The organism is Pseudomonas sp. PAMC 26793 (genome assembly GCF_000313235.1).
Classification (GTDB): domain Bacteria; phylum Pseudomonadota; class Gammaproteobacteria; order Pseudomonadales; family Pseudomonadaceae; genus Aquipseudomonas; species Aquipseudomonas yamanorum.
This window is the reverse complement of sequence record NZ_AMXG01000035.1, coordinates 168,176-186,055: the sequence shown is the minus strand read 5'-3', so window position 1 is coordinate 186,055 and position 17,880 is coordinate 168,176. Positions and strand designations below refer to the sequence as shown.

General features: G+C 63.0%; 15 protein-coding genes. All 15 read left to right on the top strand.

Annotated features, from left to right (window positions below; genetic code table 11):
- The first annotated feature begins 37 nt into the window (after nucleotides 1–37).
- Nucleotides 38–493 (top strand): SRPBCC family protein, encoded by a 456-nt coding sequence (locus D109_RS0114810; RefSeq protein ID WP_017477597.1) that lies wholly within the window; start codon nucleotides 38–40, stop codon nucleotides 491–493.
- A 154-nt stretch (nucleotides 494–647) separates the two neighbouring features.
- Entirely contained in the window at nucleotides 648–1,094 is a 447-nt protein-coding gene (locus D109_RS0114805) for a DUF411 domain-containing protein (protein WP_026077982.1), read from the top strand.
- A gap of 3 nt (nucleotides 1,095–1,097) precedes the next feature.
- Entirely contained in the window at nucleotides 1,098–1,529 is a 432-nt protein-coding gene (locus D109_RS0114800) for a YqaA family protein (RefSeq protein ID WP_017477595.1), read from the top strand.
- A 56-nt stretch (nucleotides 1,530–1,585) separates the two neighbouring features.
- Nucleotides 1,586–2,599 carry an alpha/beta fold hydrolase gene (locus D109_RS0114795; RefSeq protein WP_017477594.1) on the top strand — a complete coding sequence of 338 codons (1,014 nt, stop codon included), beginning with the start codon at nucleotides 1,586–1,588 and terminating at the stop codon, nucleotides 2,597–2,599.
- A 25-nt stretch (nucleotides 2,600–2,624) separates the two neighbouring features.
- A complete protein-coding gene (locus D109_RS0114790) occupies nucleotides 2,625–3,578 on the top strand; it encodes a D-2-hydroxyacid dehydrogenase family protein (RefSeq protein WP_017477593.1) in 954 nt (317 codons plus the stop codon).
- Nucleotides 3,579–4,101: 523 nt separating this feature from the next.
- Nucleotides 4,102–5,661 carry a glycogen synthase GlgA gene (glgA, locus tag D109_RS0114785; protein WP_017477592.1) on the top strand — a complete coding sequence of 520 codons (1,560 nt, stop codon included), beginning with the start codon at nucleotides 4,102–4,104 and terminating at the stop codon, nucleotides 5,659–5,661.
- A 16-nt stretch (nucleotides 5,662–5,677) separates the two neighbouring features.
- Nucleotides 5,678–7,429 carry a malto-oligosyltrehalose trehalohydrolase gene (treZ, locus tag D109_RS0114780; protein WP_026077981.1) on the top strand — a complete coding sequence of 584 codons (1,752 nt, stop codon included), beginning with the start codon at nucleotides 5,678–5,680 and terminating at the stop codon, nucleotides 7,427–7,429.
- A complete protein-coding gene (gene malQ / locus D109_RS0114775) occupies nucleotides 7,426–9,510 on the top strand; it encodes a 4-alpha-glucanotransferase (protein WP_017477590.1) in 2,085 nt (694 codons plus the stop codon). The genes treZ and malQ overlap by 4 nt, the downstream gene beginning before the upstream one ends.
- Nucleotides 9,507–12,263, top strand: a complete 2,757-nt coding sequence (locus D109_RS0114770; RefSeq protein WP_017477589.1) for a malto-oligosyltrehalose synthase — start codon at nucleotides 9,507–9,509, stop codon at nucleotides 12,261–12,263. Before malQ ends, D109_RS0114770 begins: the two co-directional genes overlap by 4 nt.
- A 23-nt stretch (nucleotides 12,264–12,286) precedes the next feature.
- Nucleotides 12,287–12,553, top strand: coding sequence for a DUF2934 domain-containing protein (locus D109_RS0114765; protein WP_017477588.1), 267 nt, complete (start codon nucleotides 12,287–12,289; stop codon nucleotides 12,551–12,553).
- A 123-nt stretch (nucleotides 12,554–12,676) separates the two neighbouring features.
- Nucleotides 12,677–14,836: a glycogen debranching protein GlgX gene (gene glgX / locus D109_RS0114760; protein ID WP_017477587.1), complete on the top strand. Its 2,160-nt coding sequence runs from the start codon at nucleotides 12,677–12,679 to the stop codon at nucleotides 14,834–14,836.
- Nucleotide 14,837: 1 nt separating this feature from the next.
- Nucleotides 14,838–15,836, top strand: a complete 999-nt coding sequence (locus tag D109_RS0114755; protein WP_017477586.1) for an acyl-CoA dehydrogenase family protein — start codon at nucleotides 14,838–14,840, stop codon at nucleotides 15,834–15,836.
- Nucleotides 15,833–16,591 (top strand): PIG-L deacetylase family protein, encoded by a 759-nt coding sequence (locus D109_RS0114750; RefSeq protein ID WP_017477585.1) that lies wholly within the window; start codon nucleotides 15,833–15,835, stop codon nucleotides 16,589–16,591. The genes D109_RS0114755 and D109_RS0114750 overlap by 4 nt, the downstream gene beginning before the upstream one ends.
- Nucleotides 16,588–17,187 (top strand): SAM-dependent methyltransferase, encoded by a 600-nt coding sequence (locus tag D109_RS0114745; RefSeq protein ID WP_017477584.1) that lies wholly within the window; start codon nucleotides 16,588–16,590, stop codon nucleotides 17,185–17,187. The genes D109_RS0114750 and D109_RS0114745 overlap by 4 nt, the downstream gene beginning before the upstream one ends.
- Nucleotides 17,184–17,843: a glycosyltransferase family 2 protein gene (locus D109_RS0114740; RefSeq protein ID WP_017477583.1), complete on the top strand. Its 660-nt coding sequence runs from the start codon at nucleotides 17,184–17,186 to the stop codon at nucleotides 17,841–17,843. Before D109_RS0114745 ends, D109_RS0114740 begins: the two co-directional genes overlap by 4 nt.
- Nucleotides 17,844–17,880 lie beyond the last annotated feature (37 nt).

Sequence of the window (17,880 nt, the reverse complement as noted above, 5' to 3'; positions counted from 1 at the left end):
TTCGCTGTGCGAAGTCTCGCCACACAGGAGGTGTGTCATGCACGCAGTTGAGCATCCGATCCGTCTGGAGCGGATCAGTCAGGAACGCTATATCCAGGCCCCTATCGAAACCGTTTACGACTATGTCACCCAACCGGATCGCTGGCATGAATGGCATCCGACTTCCCTGAGCGCCGACACCGGCACCACGGGCTCATTGCCCAGTGGCCATCGCTTTACCGAAACCATCGACCTGCTGGGTGTGCGGGTCCCCATGAGCTATCGCGTGCAGATTGCACTGCGACCGCGGGAATTCAAGACTGCCTTTACTTCCCTGGCGGTCGACGGCTGCATTCATTATTTCTTGCAGGCTCAAGGCAATGGCACCTTGTTTACCCGGGTCCTCACCTATGAAACCGAACTGCAACTGACCACCCTGCATGCGCGCATGATTGCGCTGTCCGACCAGGCCCTTGACCAACTCAAGCAGCGCCTCGAATCCCCGTCTACCTGACAAATCCGTCATCTCCCTCTCAGTTTTCCGACAGCACCAGACGGTTATTCTGGTGCTGTCGGTGCTTCGTAAAACTTCGTAACACTCCGCAAGAAACCTTTTGTAAAAAGCAGGGAGAATGCCCGGCTGTTGCCCTTTATCTGACGAGATGACGATGAAAACCACCTTGCGACTGGCCGCGCTGTCGGCCCTGCTCATGAGCACCCTGGCCCAGGCCGCCGAGCTGATCCCGATTGATGTACACCGTGATGCCAATTGCGGTTGCTGCAAGAAGTGGATTGCCCACCTGGAAAGCAACGGGTTCAAGGTCAATGACCATGTGGAAGCCAACATGAGCGAGGTCAAGCAACGCCTGGGCGTGGCACCGCGCCTGGCGTCGTGCCATACCGGCGTGATCGACGGCAAATTCGTCGAAGGCCATGTGCCTGCCGATCAGGTACTGGCCCTGCGCAAGCGCGACGACTTGCTGGGCATTGCTGCACCGGGCATGCGGTTGGGCTCGCCGGGCATGGAAATGGACGGCAGCAGCGATGCCTATCAGGTCATCGGCCTGACTCGCGACGGCAAAGACGTGGTAGTGGCTGACTATCCGGCACGCTGATTGATGCTCGCCGGTTACCTGGGACTGTTTTTCGCCGCCTTCGGCGCCGCCACGCTGTTGCCGATGCAATCAGAGGCGGTGCTGGTGGGGCTGTTGGTCAGCGGGCATTACAGCCTGTGGCTGCTGCTCGGGGTTGCAACGGTTGGCAACGTATTGGGCTCGGTGGTGAACTGGCTGCTGGGCCGCTCGGTGGAGCGGTTCAAGGAGCGGCGCTGGTTCCCGGTAAGTCCACAGCATCTGGAAAAGGCCCGTACCCACTATCAACGCTGGGGCCATTGGTCATTGTTGCTCAGTTGGGTGCCCATCATCGGCGATCCGCTGACGCTGGTGGCAGGGGTCATGCGCGAGCCATTCTGGCGTTTCCTGCTGCTGGTGACCCTCGCTAAAGGGGCGCGCTACGGGGTATTGGCCCTGCTCACCCTGCACTGGATTTAATCTCCCGTTAATCCCCTCGCCACAGCATCCGGGCACTGTTCCCGGAGCCTGAACCCATGTCCAAAATCCGCTCACTCTGCGTCGCCAGTCTGCTGCTCGGCAGCGCCCTTCCCGCTTTTGCCGCCACCGAGGGCCCGACCTACGGCCCCGAACTGCAAGGTTTCAAATACCCTTACCCGGTGGAACACTTCACCTTCCAGTCCCAGGGCAAATCCCTGCAGATGGGCTACATGGACGTGCCGGCCAAGGGCAAGGCCAACGGGCGCAGCATCGTACTGATGCACGGCAAGAACTTCTGCGGCGCCACCTGGGAGGATTCGATCAAGGCCTTGAGCGACGCCGGCTACCGCGTGATCGCCCCCGACCAGATTGGTTTCTGCACCTCCAGCAAGCCCGACAATTACCAGTACAGCTTCCAGCAACTGGCGATCAATACCCACCAACTCCTGGAAAAACTCGGCATTCAGAAGGCCACTCTCCTCGGCCATTCCACCGGCGGCATGCTTGCGACGCGCTACGCCCTGCTCTATCCGCAGCAAACCGAACAGCTGGCACTGGTGAACCCGATCGGCCTGGAAGACTGGAAGGCCATTGGCGTGCCCTATCGCAGTGTTGACCAATGGTACGAGCGCGAGATGAAACTGACCGCCGACGGCATCCGCAAGTACGAGCTCGACACCTACTACGTCGGCCGCTGGAAGCCTGAATACGAGCGCTGGGTCGATATGCTCGCCGGCATGAATAAAGGCCCCGGCCACACCCAGGTGGCGTGGAACTCGGCGCTAATTTACGACATGATCTTCACCCAGCCGGTGTACTACGAGTTCAAGGACCTGCAGATGCCCACCCTGCTGCTGATCGGCACGTCCGACAATACCGCCATTGGCAAAGACCTGGCGCCACCCGCGGTCAAGGCGAAGATCGGCAACTACGCGGTGTTGGGCAAACAAGTGGCCAAGCTGATTCCCCACGCCACCCTGGTGGAATTCCCGGGCCTGGGCCACGCACCGCAAATGGAAGAGCCGGCACAGTTTCACAAAGCGCTGTTGCAAGGGCTGAACGCCCTTTAATCCAACCTTCTCGAGGCACGCGTGCATGTCGGTACAGATCGCAGTGATTGATGATTGGCAGAATGTGGCCAGTGGCGTAGTGGACTGGTCAGTCCTGACGTCGGTCGGCCAGGTGCACTTCCTCCACGACTACCCGGCGGACACTGCCACGCTGATCGAACGCTTGCAGGGCTTCGAAGTGATTTGCGTGATGCGCGAGCGCACCACGTTCGATCAGGCCCTCCTGCAAGGTTTGCCCAAGCTGAAGTTGCTGGTGACCGGCGGCATGCGCAACGCCGCCATCGACATCCCCGCAGCCAAGGCCTTGGGCATTCAGGTGTGCGGCACCGACAGTTACAAGCACGCCGCCCCGGAACTGACCTGGGCGCTGATCATGGCCTCCACGTGCAATCTGTTGGCCGAAGCCAACTCCCTGCGCGCCGGGGGTTGGCAGGTGGGCCTGGGCGGTGATCTGCACAGCAAGACCCTGGGGATTCTCGGCCTGGGCAGCATTGGCCAGAAGGTCGCCAGGTTTGGTCAGGCGTTCGGCATGCGCGTGATTGCCTGGAGCGAAAACCTCACGCAGGAACGCGCCGCCGAAAGCGGCGTGACCTGGGTCAGCAAACGCGAGCTGTTTGAACAGGCGGACGTGTTGTCGATTCACCTGATACTCAGCGACCGCAGCCGTGGGTTGGTGGACGCCGAGGCGCTGGGCTGGATGAAACCTACGGCGCATCTGGTGAACACCGCCCGCGGGCCGATTGTCGACGAAGCGGCTTTGATCGATGCGCTGGCCAGTGGCCGCCTGGCGGGCGCGGCACTGGACGTGTACGCCCAGGAGCCGCTGCCGGCCGACCACCCGTTCCGCCAGTTGCCCAACGTACTGGCCACGCCTCATGTGGGTTACGTCAGCCAGCAGAACTACCGCCAGTTCTACCAGCAGATGATCGAAGATATTCAGTCATGGGCCAAAGGAGCGCCCCTTCGCGCATTGAGCTGACGCACCAAAATCGCGCAGACGCACTGCTGTGGCGAGGGGGCTTGTCCCCCTTTGGGCTGCGTAGCGGCCCTAAATCAGGCACTGCGGTCTGCCTGAACGCACACCATGCCCCTTGAAGGGCTGCTGCGCAGCCCAAAGGGGGACAAGCCCCCTCGCCACAAAGCGCCTTCTCAATACGGGAGAACGGTACTTCCCCCGCATGAAAAAAATTTGTCCTACAAAAATACCCCTCAGACCCCACAGGCTCTAGGATCTGTCCTAGACTCATGACCGATGGGTCCGATCCAAAACAAAAACCCCGCAAAAAATCGAAACTTTCCAACTCTGCCACAGGTCAGGTTTAAGGTAAGGCGAGCGCTGACGGTTCACACCGAACGCCCGCCCATCCACTCTATTTATGACTCCAGCACAACTGGCATAAGGCTTGCCAGTCTGTGTAGCGCTTGTGCGCCTGGCCGCAGGATGCGGTCAACCTTCGCTGATTGCCATATGCCATCAGCCGACCAAAACACGGGAGAGAACCATGATCAGTGCCGCTGTAGATACTCAGGGAGAGCGTTTTAGTCAGCCGGTTGGCGGGCCGACCTCATTGGCCGACCTTCCCAACACGGTGCGGCCAGTACCACGTGTCAATCCCAATCGCAAAAAAGTGCTGTTTGTCACTTCAGAAATAGCCGACCTGGTGAAAACCGGCGGCCTGGGCGACGTGTCCGCCGCCCTGCCCCGCGCCATGGCGCACCTGCACGATGTGCGCGTGCTGATCCCCGGCTACCCGCAGGTGCTGGACAGCGACAACCCCATTCATATCATCGGTGAGCTGGGCGGCCACGCCGCGTTGCCGCCGTGCAAGATCGGGCGCATGGACCTCAAGGATGGCCTCGTCATCTACGTGCTGATCTGCCCCGAGCTTTACGAGCGCGAAGGCACACCCTACGGCGCCAACAATGGCCGCGACTGGCCCGACAACCATATCCGCTTCGCCCGCCTGGGCCTGGCTGCCGCCGATATTGCCGCCAACCTGGCGCAAATCCACTGGTGCCCGGACCTGGTGCACGCCCATGACTGGCCCGCCGGCCTGGCCCCGGCCTATATGCACTGGCGTGGGTCACGCACCCCGACGTTGTTCACCATTCATAACCTCGCCTACCAGGGCGTGGTCAGCCTGGCCTCGTGCCCGGAACTTGGGATTCCCGAACACGCCTTGCAACAGGAAGGCATGGAGTTCTACGGCAAGCTGTCCTTCCTGAAGGCCGGCATGGCGTATTCCAGCCACATCACCACGGTCAGCGCGACCTACGCCCAGGAAATCACCACCCCCGAATTCGGCTGCGGCCTGGACGGTTTCCTCGCCAGCAAGACCCAGCAAGGCCTGCTCAGCGGTATTCCCAACGGCATTGATGAAAGCTGGGAATCGTCCACCGACCCGCACCTGACCCACCCCTTCAATATCGGTGACTGGGAAGGCAAGGCTCAGAACGCCGCCCATGTACGCAACCTGTTCGGCCTCGACGACTCCACCGGCCCGCTGTTCGCCGTGGTGTCGCGCCTGGTCTACCAGAAAGGCCTGGACCTGACCGAAGCGGTCTCCAGTTTTATTGTCGAAAACGGTGGCCAGATCGCGATCATCGGTCGTGGCGAGCCGGAAGAAGAGCAGGCCATGCGTGCCCTGGCCCTGCGCTTTCCCGGCCAGATCGGCGTGCGCATTGGCTTCAACGAGACTGACGCCCGGCGCATGTTCGCCGGCAGCGACTTCCTGTTGATGCCGTCCCGCTACGAACCCTGCGGCCTGAGCCAGATGTACGCCCAGCGCTTCGGCTCGTTGCCGGTTGCCCGCAACACCGGTGGCCTGGCCGACACCATCGAGAATGGCGTTACCGGTTTCTTGTTCAACGAATCCACTGTCGAAAGCTACAAAGCGGCCCTGAGCCGTGCGTTCAAGGTTTTCGCCTTCCCAGGCTTGCTCAACGCCATGCGTTGCCGGGCCATGGCCGCACCGTTCAACTGGTGCCAGGCAGTGGAACCCTATGCCGAACTTTATGAGCAACTAGTAGCGAAAGCGCTGGGAAGATCGGGGAAACAGTAAAAAGAGGTCTTCATAGATGCCGTCAAGGACTCTGGAAACCTGGCCCCACGGCGCGATCATGCTGGATGCGGAACACACCCGTTTCGCCTTGTGGGCGCCAGACGCGTTTTATGTCAGCGTTGAATTTGAAGAAGGTAAATCGGTAGCGATGCTGCCCCAGGCCGATGGCTGGTTTGTGGTGCAGCTGCAATGCCCACCCGGCACTCGCTACCGCTACAACATCGACGGCGAACAGGACGTTCCCGACCCGGCTTCCCGGGCACAGGCCACGGACGTTCACGGCTTCAGCGTGGTGGTCGACCCGCTGGCCTATCAGTGGCGCCAAAGCCACTGGCAAGGCCGGCCCTGGCACGAAGCGGTGATCTACGAGTTGCACGTGGGCGTACTGGGGGGCTACGCCGAGGTCGAGAAACAACTGCCGCGCCTCGCGGAACTGGGCTTCACCGCCATCGAGTTGATGCCCATCGCGCAGTTCCCCGGCGAACGTAACTGGGGCTACGACGGTGTCCTGCCCTACGCCCCTCAATCCTCCTACGGTTCGCCGGAGCAACTGAAACAGTTGATCGACAGCGCGCACCACCATGGCCTCGCGGTGATTCTCGATGTGGTCTACAACCACTTCGGCCCCGACGGCAACTACCTCGGCACCTACGCCAAAGGCTTCTTTCGCGAGGACGTGCACACGCCCTGGGGCGCCGGCATCGACTTTGACCGCCGGGAAGTCCGGGATTTCTTCATCGACAACGCCCTGATGTGGCTGCTGGAATACCGCTTCGACGGCCTGCGCCTGGACGCCGTGCACGCCATCAACGATCCGGAGTTTCTTGAAGAACTGGCCCAGAAAGTACGCCAGCAAGTCGACACCGGCCGCCATGTGTGGCTGGTGCTGGAAAACGAATTCAACCAGGCCAGGCTGCTGGAGCGCGGTTTCGATGCGCAGTGGAACGATGACGGCCACAACGCCCTGCACGTGCTGCTCACCGGCGAAACCGACGCCTACTACACGGATTTCGCCGAAGACCCTACCGGCAAACTCGCCCGCTGCCTGAGTGAAGGCTTTATCTACCAGGGCCACACCACCCGCCATGGCCACGCACGCGGCGAGCCCAGCGGCCACCTGCCGCCCAGCGCCTTTGTGCTGTTCCTGCAGAACCACGACCAGATCGGCAACCGCGCCCTGGGCGAACGCCTGCATCAACTCTGTTCGCCCCAGGCCCTGATTGCCGCGACGACCTTGTTGCTGATGTCGCCGATGATCCCCTTGGTGTTCATGGGCGATGAAGTCAACGCCGAGGAACCGTTCCTGTTCTTCACCGATCACCACGGCGAACTGGCCGAGGCGGTACGCGAAGGCCGACGCAACGAGTTTGCCGACTTTGCCTCATTCAGCGACCCCGAGCGCCGCAAACGAATTCCCGACCCCAACGCCCTGCAAACCTTCCGCAGCTCGGCGCCCGCCCTCGCCGATTGCGGCGACTCGCAGCTCTACCGCCAGCTACTGAGCCTGCGCCACCAACATATCGTGCCGCACCTGCCCGGCAGTCTCGCCCTGGGTGCGCAAGTGCTGGCGGCGGGCGCAGTCACGGCGCGCTGGCGCCTGGGCAATGGCAGCCTGTTGCAGATCGACCTCAACCTGAGCGCCGATTCTCTGAACTACCCGGCCGCCGAGCACCTCCTATTTGTGACGCAGGCCAGTGGGGCCGAACAATTGGCCCCCTTCAGCGCCCGCGTCAGCCTCACCCATTCCCCTGTTGGAGAGCACCCTTGAGCGACGCGCAATTGGAAATACTCGCCAGCCGAGCGGGCCTGGCCGTCGATTGGATCGACGCGAATGGCCGCCCGCAACATGTCAAAGCCGACGCCCTGCGCGCCGTGCTCAAAGGCCTGGGCCACCCGGCCAACAACGACGCCGAGATCGAAGCCAGCCTGCTAGACCTGGAACGCGTGCAACAAGACAAGCACCTGCCGCCGCTGATGACCGTCGACAGCGGCGCGGGCCTGGACCTGGCGCGCTACTTCGCCCCCGGTACGCCGTGCCAGATTCACCTCGAAGACGACAGCGTACTGGACCTGCGCCTGGACGATAATGCGGTGTTGTCCGGATCGATTCCGGTGGGCTACCAACAAGTGCACATCGACGACCAGCATTTCACCCTGGCCGTGGCACCGACCCATTGCTACACCGTCGCTGAGGCGGTCGACACCGAAACCGCGCGCGCCTGGGGCCTGAGCGCCCAACTGTATTCCCTGCGACGCAGCGGCGACGGCGGCTTCGGCGACACCCAGGCCCTGGAGCAACTGGCCCGCGCGGCTGCCGAACGCGGTGCCGATGCCCTGGCCATCAGCCCGATGCACGCGATGTTCAGCGCCGACACCGAGCGCTTCAGCCCGTATTCCCCGTCCAGTCGCCTGTTCCTCAACAGTTTGTACGCCTCCCCCGGCTGTATCCTTGGCGAACGTGCGGTGCAAATCGCCATCGAAGCCAGCGGCCTGGCCAACGAACTGCATGACCTCGAGCAGCAATCACTGATCGACTGGCCGGCTGCGGCCAAAGCCAAGCAGCGCCTGATGCGCACGCTGTATGAAGACTTCCGGCGAGGCGACCACCCGCAACACGCCGACTTCCTGAGCTTCCGTCAGGCTGGCGGTGAAGCATTGGAAAACCACTGCCGCTTCGAAGCCGTGCAGGCCGAACGTGCGGCCAGCGGCGAAAGCCTCGACTGGCGTCACTGGCCCGAGGACTGGCAGAGCCCGCAAAGCCCGGCGCTGGTGCAATTTGCCGAAGCCAATCGGGATGAAATCGGCTTCTACGCTTTCAGCCAATGGTTGATCGCCCGTTGCCTTGAACGCGCGCAACAAGCGGCCCGCGGCAGCGGCATGGGCGTGGGTTTGATCGCCGACCTGGCCGTGGGCGCCGACGGCGGCGGCAGCCAGGCCTGGAGCCGCCAGGATGAACTGCTGGCGGAACTCACCGTGGGTGCGCCACCGGACATCCTCAACCGCGCCGGCCAGGGCTGGGGCATTTCCGCGTTCTCCCCCGAAGGCCTGAAACGCAATGGCTTTCGCGCGTTCATCGAAATGCTGCGGGCCAATTTCGCCCATGCAGGCGGTTTGCGCATCGACCATGTGATGGGCCTGCAACGCCTGTGGGTGATCCCGATGGATGCCTCGCCGCGTGAAGGTGCGTACCTGTATTACCCGGTGGACGACATGCTGCGCTTATTGGCGCTGGAGTCGAGCCGCCATCAGGCGATCGTCCTCGGTGAAGACCTCGGCACCGTACCCGACGGCCTGCGGGAAAAACTCATCGCCCGCTCGATCCTTGGCATGCGCGTGCTGCTGTTCGAGCAGGGGCACGACGGCCAGTTCAAGCCGATTCTGGATTGGCCGGACAACGCGCTGGCCACCACCAGCACTCACGACCTGCCAACCCTCAATGGCTGGTGGCACAGCCGCGACATCGACTGGAATATCCAGCTGGGCCTGATCGATGCCCCCACCGTCGAACAATGGAGCGAGCACCGCCTGCGGGAACGCCAGGCGCTGCGCCAGGCCTTGAGCCAGGATCCGCAGAACTTCACCGACGAAGTGCGCAACGAAACCGACCACGTCATCGACGCCAGCGTGCGCTACCTGGGCCACACCCGCGCGCCCTTGGTATTGCTGCCGCTGGAGGACGCCTTGGGCGTTGAGGAGCAATCCAACCTGCCCGGCACCACCGACACCCATCCAAATTGGCGCCGTCGCCTGGCGGGCGATGCAGCCACCCTGCTCGATGATGAAAACGCCGCCCGCCGCCTTGAACTGCTGGCCGTGGCACGTATCCAGGCCTACGAGCGTGACCGATGAAGCCATTGACGCTACGGGCCACCCAGCGCCTGCAATTTCATAAGGGCTTCACCCTCGACGACGCCGTGCCCCTGGTGCCGTACTTCGCCGAGCTGGGCATCAGCCATCTCTATGCGTCACCGCTGCTGAGTGCCCGTGCCGGCTCCATGCACGGCTATGACGTGGTCGATCCCACCACCGTCAATCCCGAACTGGGCGGCGAACCGGCGCTGCGCCGGCTGGTAGCCGCGCTGCGCGAACATGAGATGGGACTGATCCTCGATATCGTCTCCAACCATATGGCCGTCGGCGGCTCCGATAACCTGTGGTGGCTGGACCTGCTGGAATGGGGCCGCCTGAGTCCCTACAGCGAGTTCTTCGACATTCAATGGCACTCGCCAGACCCGCTGCTCAAGGGTCAACTGCTGATGCCATTCCTTGGCAGTGACTACGGCGAAGCCCTGCAAACCGGTGCCCTGCCCCTGCGTTTCGACCCGCAGCACGGCAACTTCTACGTTGAACACTACGAACATCGCTTCCCTATCTGCCCAAGAGATTACGGCGAACTGCTGCCGATCAAGACACTGGCTGACCGTTTCAGCGGCCTGGCCTACCAGCCAGACGCCTACTCCCAGGCCGCCGCCCTGAAGCAGGAGTTGGTCGAAGCGGCCCGCGATCCGCAAACCTTGAAGGCCATCGAAGACAACCTCAGCCTCTATGACGCGCGTCAGCCCGAAGGGTTTGCCCGTCTGCACCACCTGCTGGAACAACAAAGCTATCGCCTCGCCAGCTGGCGCACGGCGGCGGACGATATCAATTGGCGGCGGTTCTTCGACGTCAACGAGCTGGGCGGCCTGCGGGTTGAGCGCAGCGCGGTGTTCGAGGCGACCCACGGCAAGATCTTCCAGTTGATCAGCGAAGGCCTGATCGATGGCCTGCGCATCGACCATATCGACGGCCTCGCCGACCCGCGCGGTTACTGCCGCAAACTGCGCCGCCGGGTGGACTCCCTGGCCGGCGGGCGGCACTTGCCGATCTTCGTCGAGAAGATCCTCGGCGAAGGTGAAACCTTGCGCGAAGACTGGCAGGTGGACGGCACCACCGGCTATGAATTCATGAACCAGCTGTCATTGCTGCAACACGACCCCGATGGCTTCGCCCCCCTGGCCGAGTTATGGAGCCGCCACACCGAACGCCCGTCTTCGTTTATCGAAGAAGCCTGGCTGGCCCGGCAGCAAATCCTCAACGGCTCCCTGGCCGGGGATTTTGAAAGCGTGGCCCAGGCCCTGCTGCAAGTGGCCCGGGACGATGTGATGAGCCGCGACCTGACCCTGGGTGCGATCCGCCGCGCGTTACAGGAATTGATCGTGCACTTCCCGGTGTACCGCACCTACATCAGCGCCCGGGGCCGCAGTGAATTGGACGACGTATTTTTCCTGCAAGCCCTGGCCGGCGCCCGCAGCACCTTGAGCGAAGGCGACTGGCCGGTGCTCGACTACCTGGAAAAATGGCTCGGCGGCCAACCCTGGCGCGACCGCCCCTTGGGCCGCGAACGCAAGATGCTCAAGCACGCCTGCGTACGCTTCCAGCAACTGACCTCGCCGGCAGCAGCCAAGGCCGTGGAAGACACCGCGTTCTATCGCTCCGGCGTATTGCTGTCGCGCAACGACGTGGGCTTCAGCACCGAACAGTTCAGCGCACCGCTGGAGGACTTCCACGCAGTGAATCAACAGCGCCTGCGCACCTTCCCCGACAACCTGCTGGCCACCGCCACCCACGACCACAAGCGCGGCGAAGATACCCGCGCGCGCCTGGCCGTGCTCAGCGAGGCCGCCGACTGGTATGTCGAGCAAGTGGAGCAATGGCGCCCCCTCGCCGCCCGCCTGCGCAGCGATGCCAACACCCCCTCAGCCGGTGACGAGCTGATCCTCTATCAGGTACTGCTGGGCAGTTGGCCCCTGGACCTGCATCGCGACGATACCGAGGGCCTGGCGGACTATCACCAGCGCCTCTGGCAGTGGCAACAAAAAGCCCTGCGCGAAGCCAAGCTGCAGAGCAGCTGGAGTGCGCCCAACGAGCTGTATGAACAAGGGGTCGAAGCGTTCCTGTCGCGGCTGCTGCTGGAAGATTCCGGCAAGGCCTTGCGCGACGCCATCGGCGAAGCCGCCCAGGCCATCGCCCCCGCAGGCGCCCTCAACGGGCTGGCGCAATCCTTGCTTCGCCTCACCGTGCCGGGCGTGCCGGATCTGTATCAGGGCGATGAGTTCTGGGACTTCACTCTGGTAGACCCTGATAACCGCCGGCCGGTGGACTATCACGCTCGCCAACAGGGGCTGCACACGCCGCCGGACATCGGCGAGCTGATGTTCAACTGGCATGACGGGCGTATAAAACAGGCGTTGATCAGTCAGGTCCTGGGGTTGCGCAAGGTGCATCCGCAACTGTTTCGCCAGGGCACCTACGAGCCTCTGGAAGTGGTAGGCGAACACGCCGAACGGGTGGTCGCTTTCTACCGGGAATACCAGGGCAAACAGCTGCTGGTGGTGGTGCCACGCTGGCCTCACGGGCTGCTTGAAAACGGTGTGCATCCCCTGGTCAACGCGCAGATTTGGGGCGATACCCGGGTCCGATTACCGTTCGCCGCTCCAACCCAAAATTGGAAGGGACTTTTCCGAACAGGCGCAGTCACACCAAACAAGGAGCTCATGATCAGCGCTGCCCTGGGGGACTTCCCGGTCAATGTCTTTATCAATCCTGATGATCAAGAAAGCTGAAATTTTCTGTGAGGAGCATTGCGATGAGTACTGAAGACAAACGCATACGCGAACTGGCGCATCAGATCTGGGAGTCGGAAGGTAAACCCCACGGCGAGGACGCGCGACACTGGGAGATGGCGCGCAAACTGGCGGAAGCCGAAGCCCTGACGCCATCCAAAGCGCCAAAGGCTGCCGCCAAGCCCAAGCCTAAACCCAAGCCGCCAGCGCCAGCGCCCAAGCCGGCAGCCAAGCCAAGCGCTGCGCCAGCCGCGAAGAAACCTGCGGCGAAGAAGCCCAAGGCGCCCTGACCCGAAGATCCTCCTGCGCGTGCGCCCGCACCGCAGGAGGCTATCCAACCACCGATTTATCTCTGGCTTCACGCCGGCAAGGCCCCGTTCGGCCCGGAAAAACCCTTTTGCAGGAGCATCTCAATGAGCAAACCCAACAAGCCCAACTCGACGCCGGAAAACGAGCCGTCGCGGATTCGTGAAGGTTTGCCCTTCCCCCTCGGCGCGACCTGGGACGGTCTGGGGGTCAACTTTGCGCTGTTCTCGGCCAACGCCACCAAAGTCGAACTGTGCATCTTCGACGACAGCGGCGAGGTCGAGCTGGAGCGTATCGAACTGCCGGAGTACACCGACGAGACCTTCCACGGCTACCTGCCAGACGCCCATCCTGGGCTGATCTACGGCTACCGCGTGTACGGTCCTTATGACCCGGCCAACGGTCATCGCTTCAACCACAACAAATTGCTGATCGACCCCTACGCGAAACAGCTGGTGGGCGAACTCAAGTGGTCCGAAGCCCTGTTTGGCTACACCATCGGCCATCCGGACGCCGACCTCAGTTTCGACGAACGCGACAGCGCGCCCTTCGTGCCCAAGTGCAAAGTCATCGACCCGGCCCACACCTGGGGCAACGACCAGCCGGTGCGCACACCGTGGGACCGCACGATCATTTATGAAACCCACTTGCGCGGCATCACCATGCGCCACCCTTCGGTGCCCGAAGACGTGCGCGGCACCTGCGCCGGGCTGATGGTTGACGATGTGCTCAAGCACATTCGCCAGTTGGGGGTGTCGTCGGTGGAGCTACTGCCGGTGCACGCCTTCGTCAACGACCAGCACCTGCTGCAAAAAGGAATGACCAACTACTGGGGCTACAACAGCATCGCTTTCTTCGCCCCCGACCCGCGCTACCTGGCCAGCGGCAAGATCGCCGAGTTCAAGGAGATGGTTGCGCACCTGCATGAAGCCAAGCTGGAAGTGATTCTGGACGTGGTCTACAACCACACCGCCGAAGGCAACGAGCAAGGTCCGACCCTGTCCATGCGCGGCATCGACAATGCCTCGTACTACCGCCTGATGCCCGATGACAAGCGCTTCTACATCAACGATTCCGGCACCGGCAACACCCTCGACCTGAGCCACCCGTGCGTGCTGCAAATGGTCACTGACTCGTTGCGCTATTGGGCCACCGAGATGCACGTCGACGGTTTCCGCTTCGACCTGGCAACTATTCTCGGCCGCTACCGCGACGGTTTCGACGAGCGCCACAGTTTCCTCGTGGCCTGCCGCCAGGACCCGGTGTTGCGCCAGGTGAAAATGATTGCCGAGCCCTGGGACTGTGGCCCCGGTGGCTATCAGGTCGGCGGCTTCCCGCCGGGCTGGGTGGAATGGAACGACCGCTTCCGCGACACCGTGCGCTCGTTCTGGAAAGGCGACGACGGCCAACTGGCGGACTTTGCCGGACGCATGACGGCCTCGGGCGAGATGTTCAACCAGCGTGGTCGCCGGCCGTACAGCTCGGTGAACTTCATCACCGCCCACGACGGTTTCACCCTGCATGACCTGGTGTCCTACAACGACAAGCACAACGAGGCCAACGACGAGAACAACCAGGACGGCAGCAACAACAACCTGTCGTGGAACCACGGTGTCGAAGGCCCCACCGACGACCCGGAAATCAACGCGCTGCGCCTGCGCCAGATGCGTAACTTCTTCGCCACGTTGCTGCTGGCCCAGGGCACGCCGATGCTGGTGGCCGGTGACGAGTTCGCCCGCACCCAGCACGGCAATAACAATGCCTATTGCCAGGACAGCGAGATCGGCTGGATCAACTGGGATCTGGATGAAGACGGCAAGGCCCTGCTCAAGTTCGTCAAGCGCCTGATCAAGCTGCGCCTGGCGTACCCGATCCTGCGTCGCGGACGCTTCCTGGTGGGCGACTACAACGAAGACATCGGCGTCAAGGACGTCACCTGGCTTGCGCCAAGCGGTGATGAGATGACCATCGAGCAATGGCAGGACAGCCACGGCCGCTGCCTGGGCATGTTGATGGATGGGCGCGCCCAGGAAACCGGGATTCGCCGCCCAGGCGCCGATGCCACGTTGTTGCTGGTGGTCAATGCCCACCACGACATGGTCAATTTCCGCCTGCCGCCGGTGCCGGATGGCGGCTTCTGGACCTGCATGCTCGACACCAACCAGCCGGCGGTGCGAGGCCAGGAGCGCTTCGATTTCGATCACGAATACGCCGTCACCGGGCGTTCGCTGCTGCTGTTTGAATTGCAGCATGAGGACGAGGTGTGACATGGCCTTGCATGAGTTTCTTCGCGGCTATCGGGATTACCCGAACACCCAGGCCCTAGGTGCTGCAATGCGGGCCCTGGTGGAGGAAGGCCTGGATCAGCTGCCCTTGCCGGGCAGCGGCCAGACCCTGGAACGCTTCAGCCGACTGGCGCAAGTGGCGGGTCATGACCTGCGCTTGTGCAAGTTGTTTGAAGGCCACACGGACGCTCTGGCGATCATCGCGGAACTCGACAGCCCGTTGCCGCCGGTTGGCAGCACGTGGGGCATGTGGGCGGCCGAGCCGCCCACCGCCAAGGTACGAATCCGGCGCGATGGCCAGCGCGTGCGGCTGGAGGGCCGCAAGGCCTGGTGCTCGGGCGCGGCGGTGGTCAGCCACGGGTTGCTCACAGCGTGGGATGAAGAGGATCGCCAGCAACTGGTTGCAGTGCAAATGCACCAGCCCGGCGTAACCGTCACCGACGTGGGCTGGGCCGCCGTGGGCATGGCCGCTACCGGCAGTGTTGAAGTGCTTTTCCATGACGCCGTTGGCCTGGCTATCGGCAAGCCTGGGGACTACCTGGCACGCCCGGGCTTCTGGCAAGGCGGCATCGGCATCGCCGCTTGCTGGTACGGCGCGGCACAACGCCTGGCCGAGGCTTTGCGCGAGCAATGCAGCAAGCGCCCGGAGCCCCACGCCCTGGCGCACCTTGGCAGCGTCGACAGCGCCTTGCACAGCGCGGCCTGTGTGCTGCGTGACTGCGCCACGCATATCGACCGCCAACCCAAGGCCGATGCCCGGCTATTGGCACAACAGGCACGGGCCTGTATCGAGGAGACGGTCGACCAAGTGATCCATCACGTCGGTCGTGCGCTGGGGGCCGGCCCTTATTGCAAGGACCCGCATTTCGCGCAGTTGATGGCCGACTTGCCGGTGTACCTGCGCCAGAGCCACGCCGAACGCGACCTGGCGGCCCTCGGTGAACAAGTCGCCGGCGAGCCCACAGGGAGGTGGCAACTGTGAAAACCAATCCAATCGTTGGCCAGGGCACCCCATTGCACTTGTGGCAAAGCTCGTCGCGGCTGGCCGAACTGCCTTGCGTAACCATTGCCGAACTGGTACCTGAAGGCCGCCGTGCCGTGATCATCGCGCCGCATCCGGACGATGAAGTCCTCGGTTGCGGCGGCCTGTTGCAAAACCTTGCCGCGCTGGATCGCCCTATCCTGCTGATCTCCGTCACCGACGGCAGCGCCAGTCATCCCGGCTCACACCGCTGGCCGGTGGAACGCCTGAGCGTGGTCAGGCCGCAAGAGTCGGCGCAGGCCCTGCATCGACTGGGCTTGCCGTTGCACAGCCTGAAATGGCTGCGGGCCGGCTTTCGTGACAGCCAGGTGGCCGAGGGCGAAGAGGATTTGAGTCAATTTATCGAACGCTACCTCAAGCCCGGCGACGTGGTGTTCACCACCTGGCGCGAAGACGGTCATTGCGACCATGAAGCCGTGGGCCGGGCCAGTGCCAAGGCCGCGCGGACCGTGGGCGCTACCTTACTGGAACTGCCTGTATGGACCTGGCACTGGGCAACCCCCGAAGACGGCCAGGTGCCTTGGCACCGCGCGCGCAAGATCCTTCTAACGCCTGAGGAAGTGGCCCGCAAACGGCACGCCATTTATGCATTCGCCAGCCAGTTGGAAGGCGACCCGCAGATCGGCCTGCCGCCGGTGCTCGCGCCTTATGTGCTGGAGCGCCTGTTGCAACCCTTCGAAGTGGTGTTTGTATGAGTGTCGCCACGCCCTACTTCGATGAGCTGTTCGCCGGCAACGACGACCCCTGGGCCTTTCGCCAACGCTGGTACGAACAGCGCAAGCGGGCCCTGACCCTGGCGATGCTGACCCGGCCCCGCTACGCCTCGATTTTCGAGCCCGGCTGTGCCAACGGTGAGCTGAGCTTCGAGCTGGCCCCGCGCTGTGACCGCCTGCTGTGCTGCGACACGGCGCAAGCGGCCGTCAGCCTGGCACAGGCGCGGCTGCGGGGGTTCAGCCATGCCACGGTGCAGCAGAGTCGCTTGCCGGAGCAGTGGCCCAGTGAAACCTTTGAGCTGATCGTGCTCAGCGAGCTGTGCTACTACCTGGACCCGAAGGATTTCGATGGGCTGATCGATCGCGCCCTCGCCTGCCTGACAGCCGACGGACAAATCCTCGCCTGCCATTGGCGCCCGCCCATCGACGGTTGCCCCCAGACCGCCGAGCAGGTGCACGCCCGACTCGCCCAGCGACTGGATATGCCACATCTGACGCAGCATCACGAAAGCGATTTTCTAATGGACCTGTGGAGCCGTGACGGCACCACGGTTGCAACCCTGGAGGGACTGCGATGATCGGCATTCTGATACCCGTGCATAACGAAGAAAAGCTGCTGCCCGAATGCCTGAAAGCCGCGATGGTCGCCGCCAGTCATCCGGGCCTGCTGGGCGAAGAAGTGCAGATCCTGGTGGTGCTCGACAGTTGCAGCGATCGCAGTGCCATGATCGCCCGCGAATACCGCGTAGAAAGCCTGGAAGTGCAGGCACGTAACGTGGGCCACGTGCGTGGCGTGGGTGCGCGGCACTTGCTCAATAACGGCGCGCGCTGGATCTCCTGCACCGACGCCGACAGCCGCGTCGCCCCCGACTGGCTGGTGGCCCAGCTCGCCCTGGGTGCAGATGCCGTGTGCGGCACGGTGACGGTGGATGCCTGGAGCGAAGACTTCGACCCGGCGGCGCAAATCCGCTATCACCAGGCCTATGAGGCCCGGGGCGGCCATCGGCATATCCACGGTGCCAACCTCGGAATCAGCGCGGGAGCCTACATACGCGCTGGGGGGTTTGAGCCCTTGCCCTGCCATGAAGATGTGGAACTGGTGCGCCAACTCGAGCGCTGCGGGGCCTCCATTGCCTGGAGCCACTCGCCTCAGGTGATTACCAGCGCCCGCCTGGATTGCCGCGCCCAGGGCGGCTTCGGTGACTACCTGAAGAGCCTGATGCACGCCTCCTGAAAAAATTGCGACACCCGGCGGTGTTAAAGCGGCGATT

Coding starts and splice junctions, on each gene's coding strand:
- D109_RS0114810 (WP_017477597.1), top strand. CDS start 38: ATGCACGCAGTTGAGCATCCGATCCGTCTGGAGCGGATCAGTCAGGAA.
- D109_RS0114805 (WP_026077982.1), top strand. CDS start 648: ATGAAAACCACCTTGCGACTGGCCGCGCTGTCGGCCCTGCTCATGAGC.
- D109_RS0114800 (WP_017477595.1), top strand. CDS start 1,098: ATGCTCGCCGGTTACCTGGGACTGTTTTTCGCCGCCTTCGGCGCCGCC.
- D109_RS0114795 (WP_017477594.1), top strand. CDS start 1,586: ATGTCCAAAATCCGCTCACTCTGCGTCGCCAGTCTGCTGCTCGGCAGC.
- D109_RS0114790 (WP_017477593.1), top strand. CDS start 2,625: ATGTCGGTACAGATCGCAGTGATTGATGATTGGCAGAATGTGGCCAGT.
- glgA (WP_017477592.1), top strand. CDS start 4,102: ATGATCAGTGCCGCTGTAGATACTCAGGGAGAGCGTTTTAGTCAGCCG.
- treZ (WP_026077981.1), top strand. CDS start 5,678: ATGCCGTCAAGGACTCTGGAAACCTGGCCCCACGGCGCGATCATGCTG.
- D109_RS0114770 (WP_017477589.1), top strand. CDS start 9,507: ATGAAGCCATTGACGCTACGGGCCACCCAGCGCCTGCAATTTCATAAG.
- D109_RS0114765 (WP_017477588.1), top strand. CDS start 12,287: ATGAGTACTGAAGACAAACGCATACGCGAACTGGCGCATCAGATCTGG.
- glgX (WP_017477587.1), top strand. CDS start 12,677: ATGAGCAAACCCAACAAGCCCAACTCGACGCCGGAAAACGAGCCGTCG.
- D109_RS0114755 (WP_017477586.1), top strand. CDS start 14,838: ATGGCCTTGCATGAGTTTCTTCGCGGCTATCGGGATTACCCGAACACC.
- D109_RS0114745 (WP_017477584.1), top strand. CDS start 16,588: ATGAGTGTCGCCACGCCCTACTTCGATGAGCTGTTCGCCGGCAACGAC.
- D109_RS0114740 (WP_017477583.1), top strand. CDS start 17,184: ATGATCGGCATTCTGATACCCGTGCATAACGAAGAAAAGCTGCTGCCC.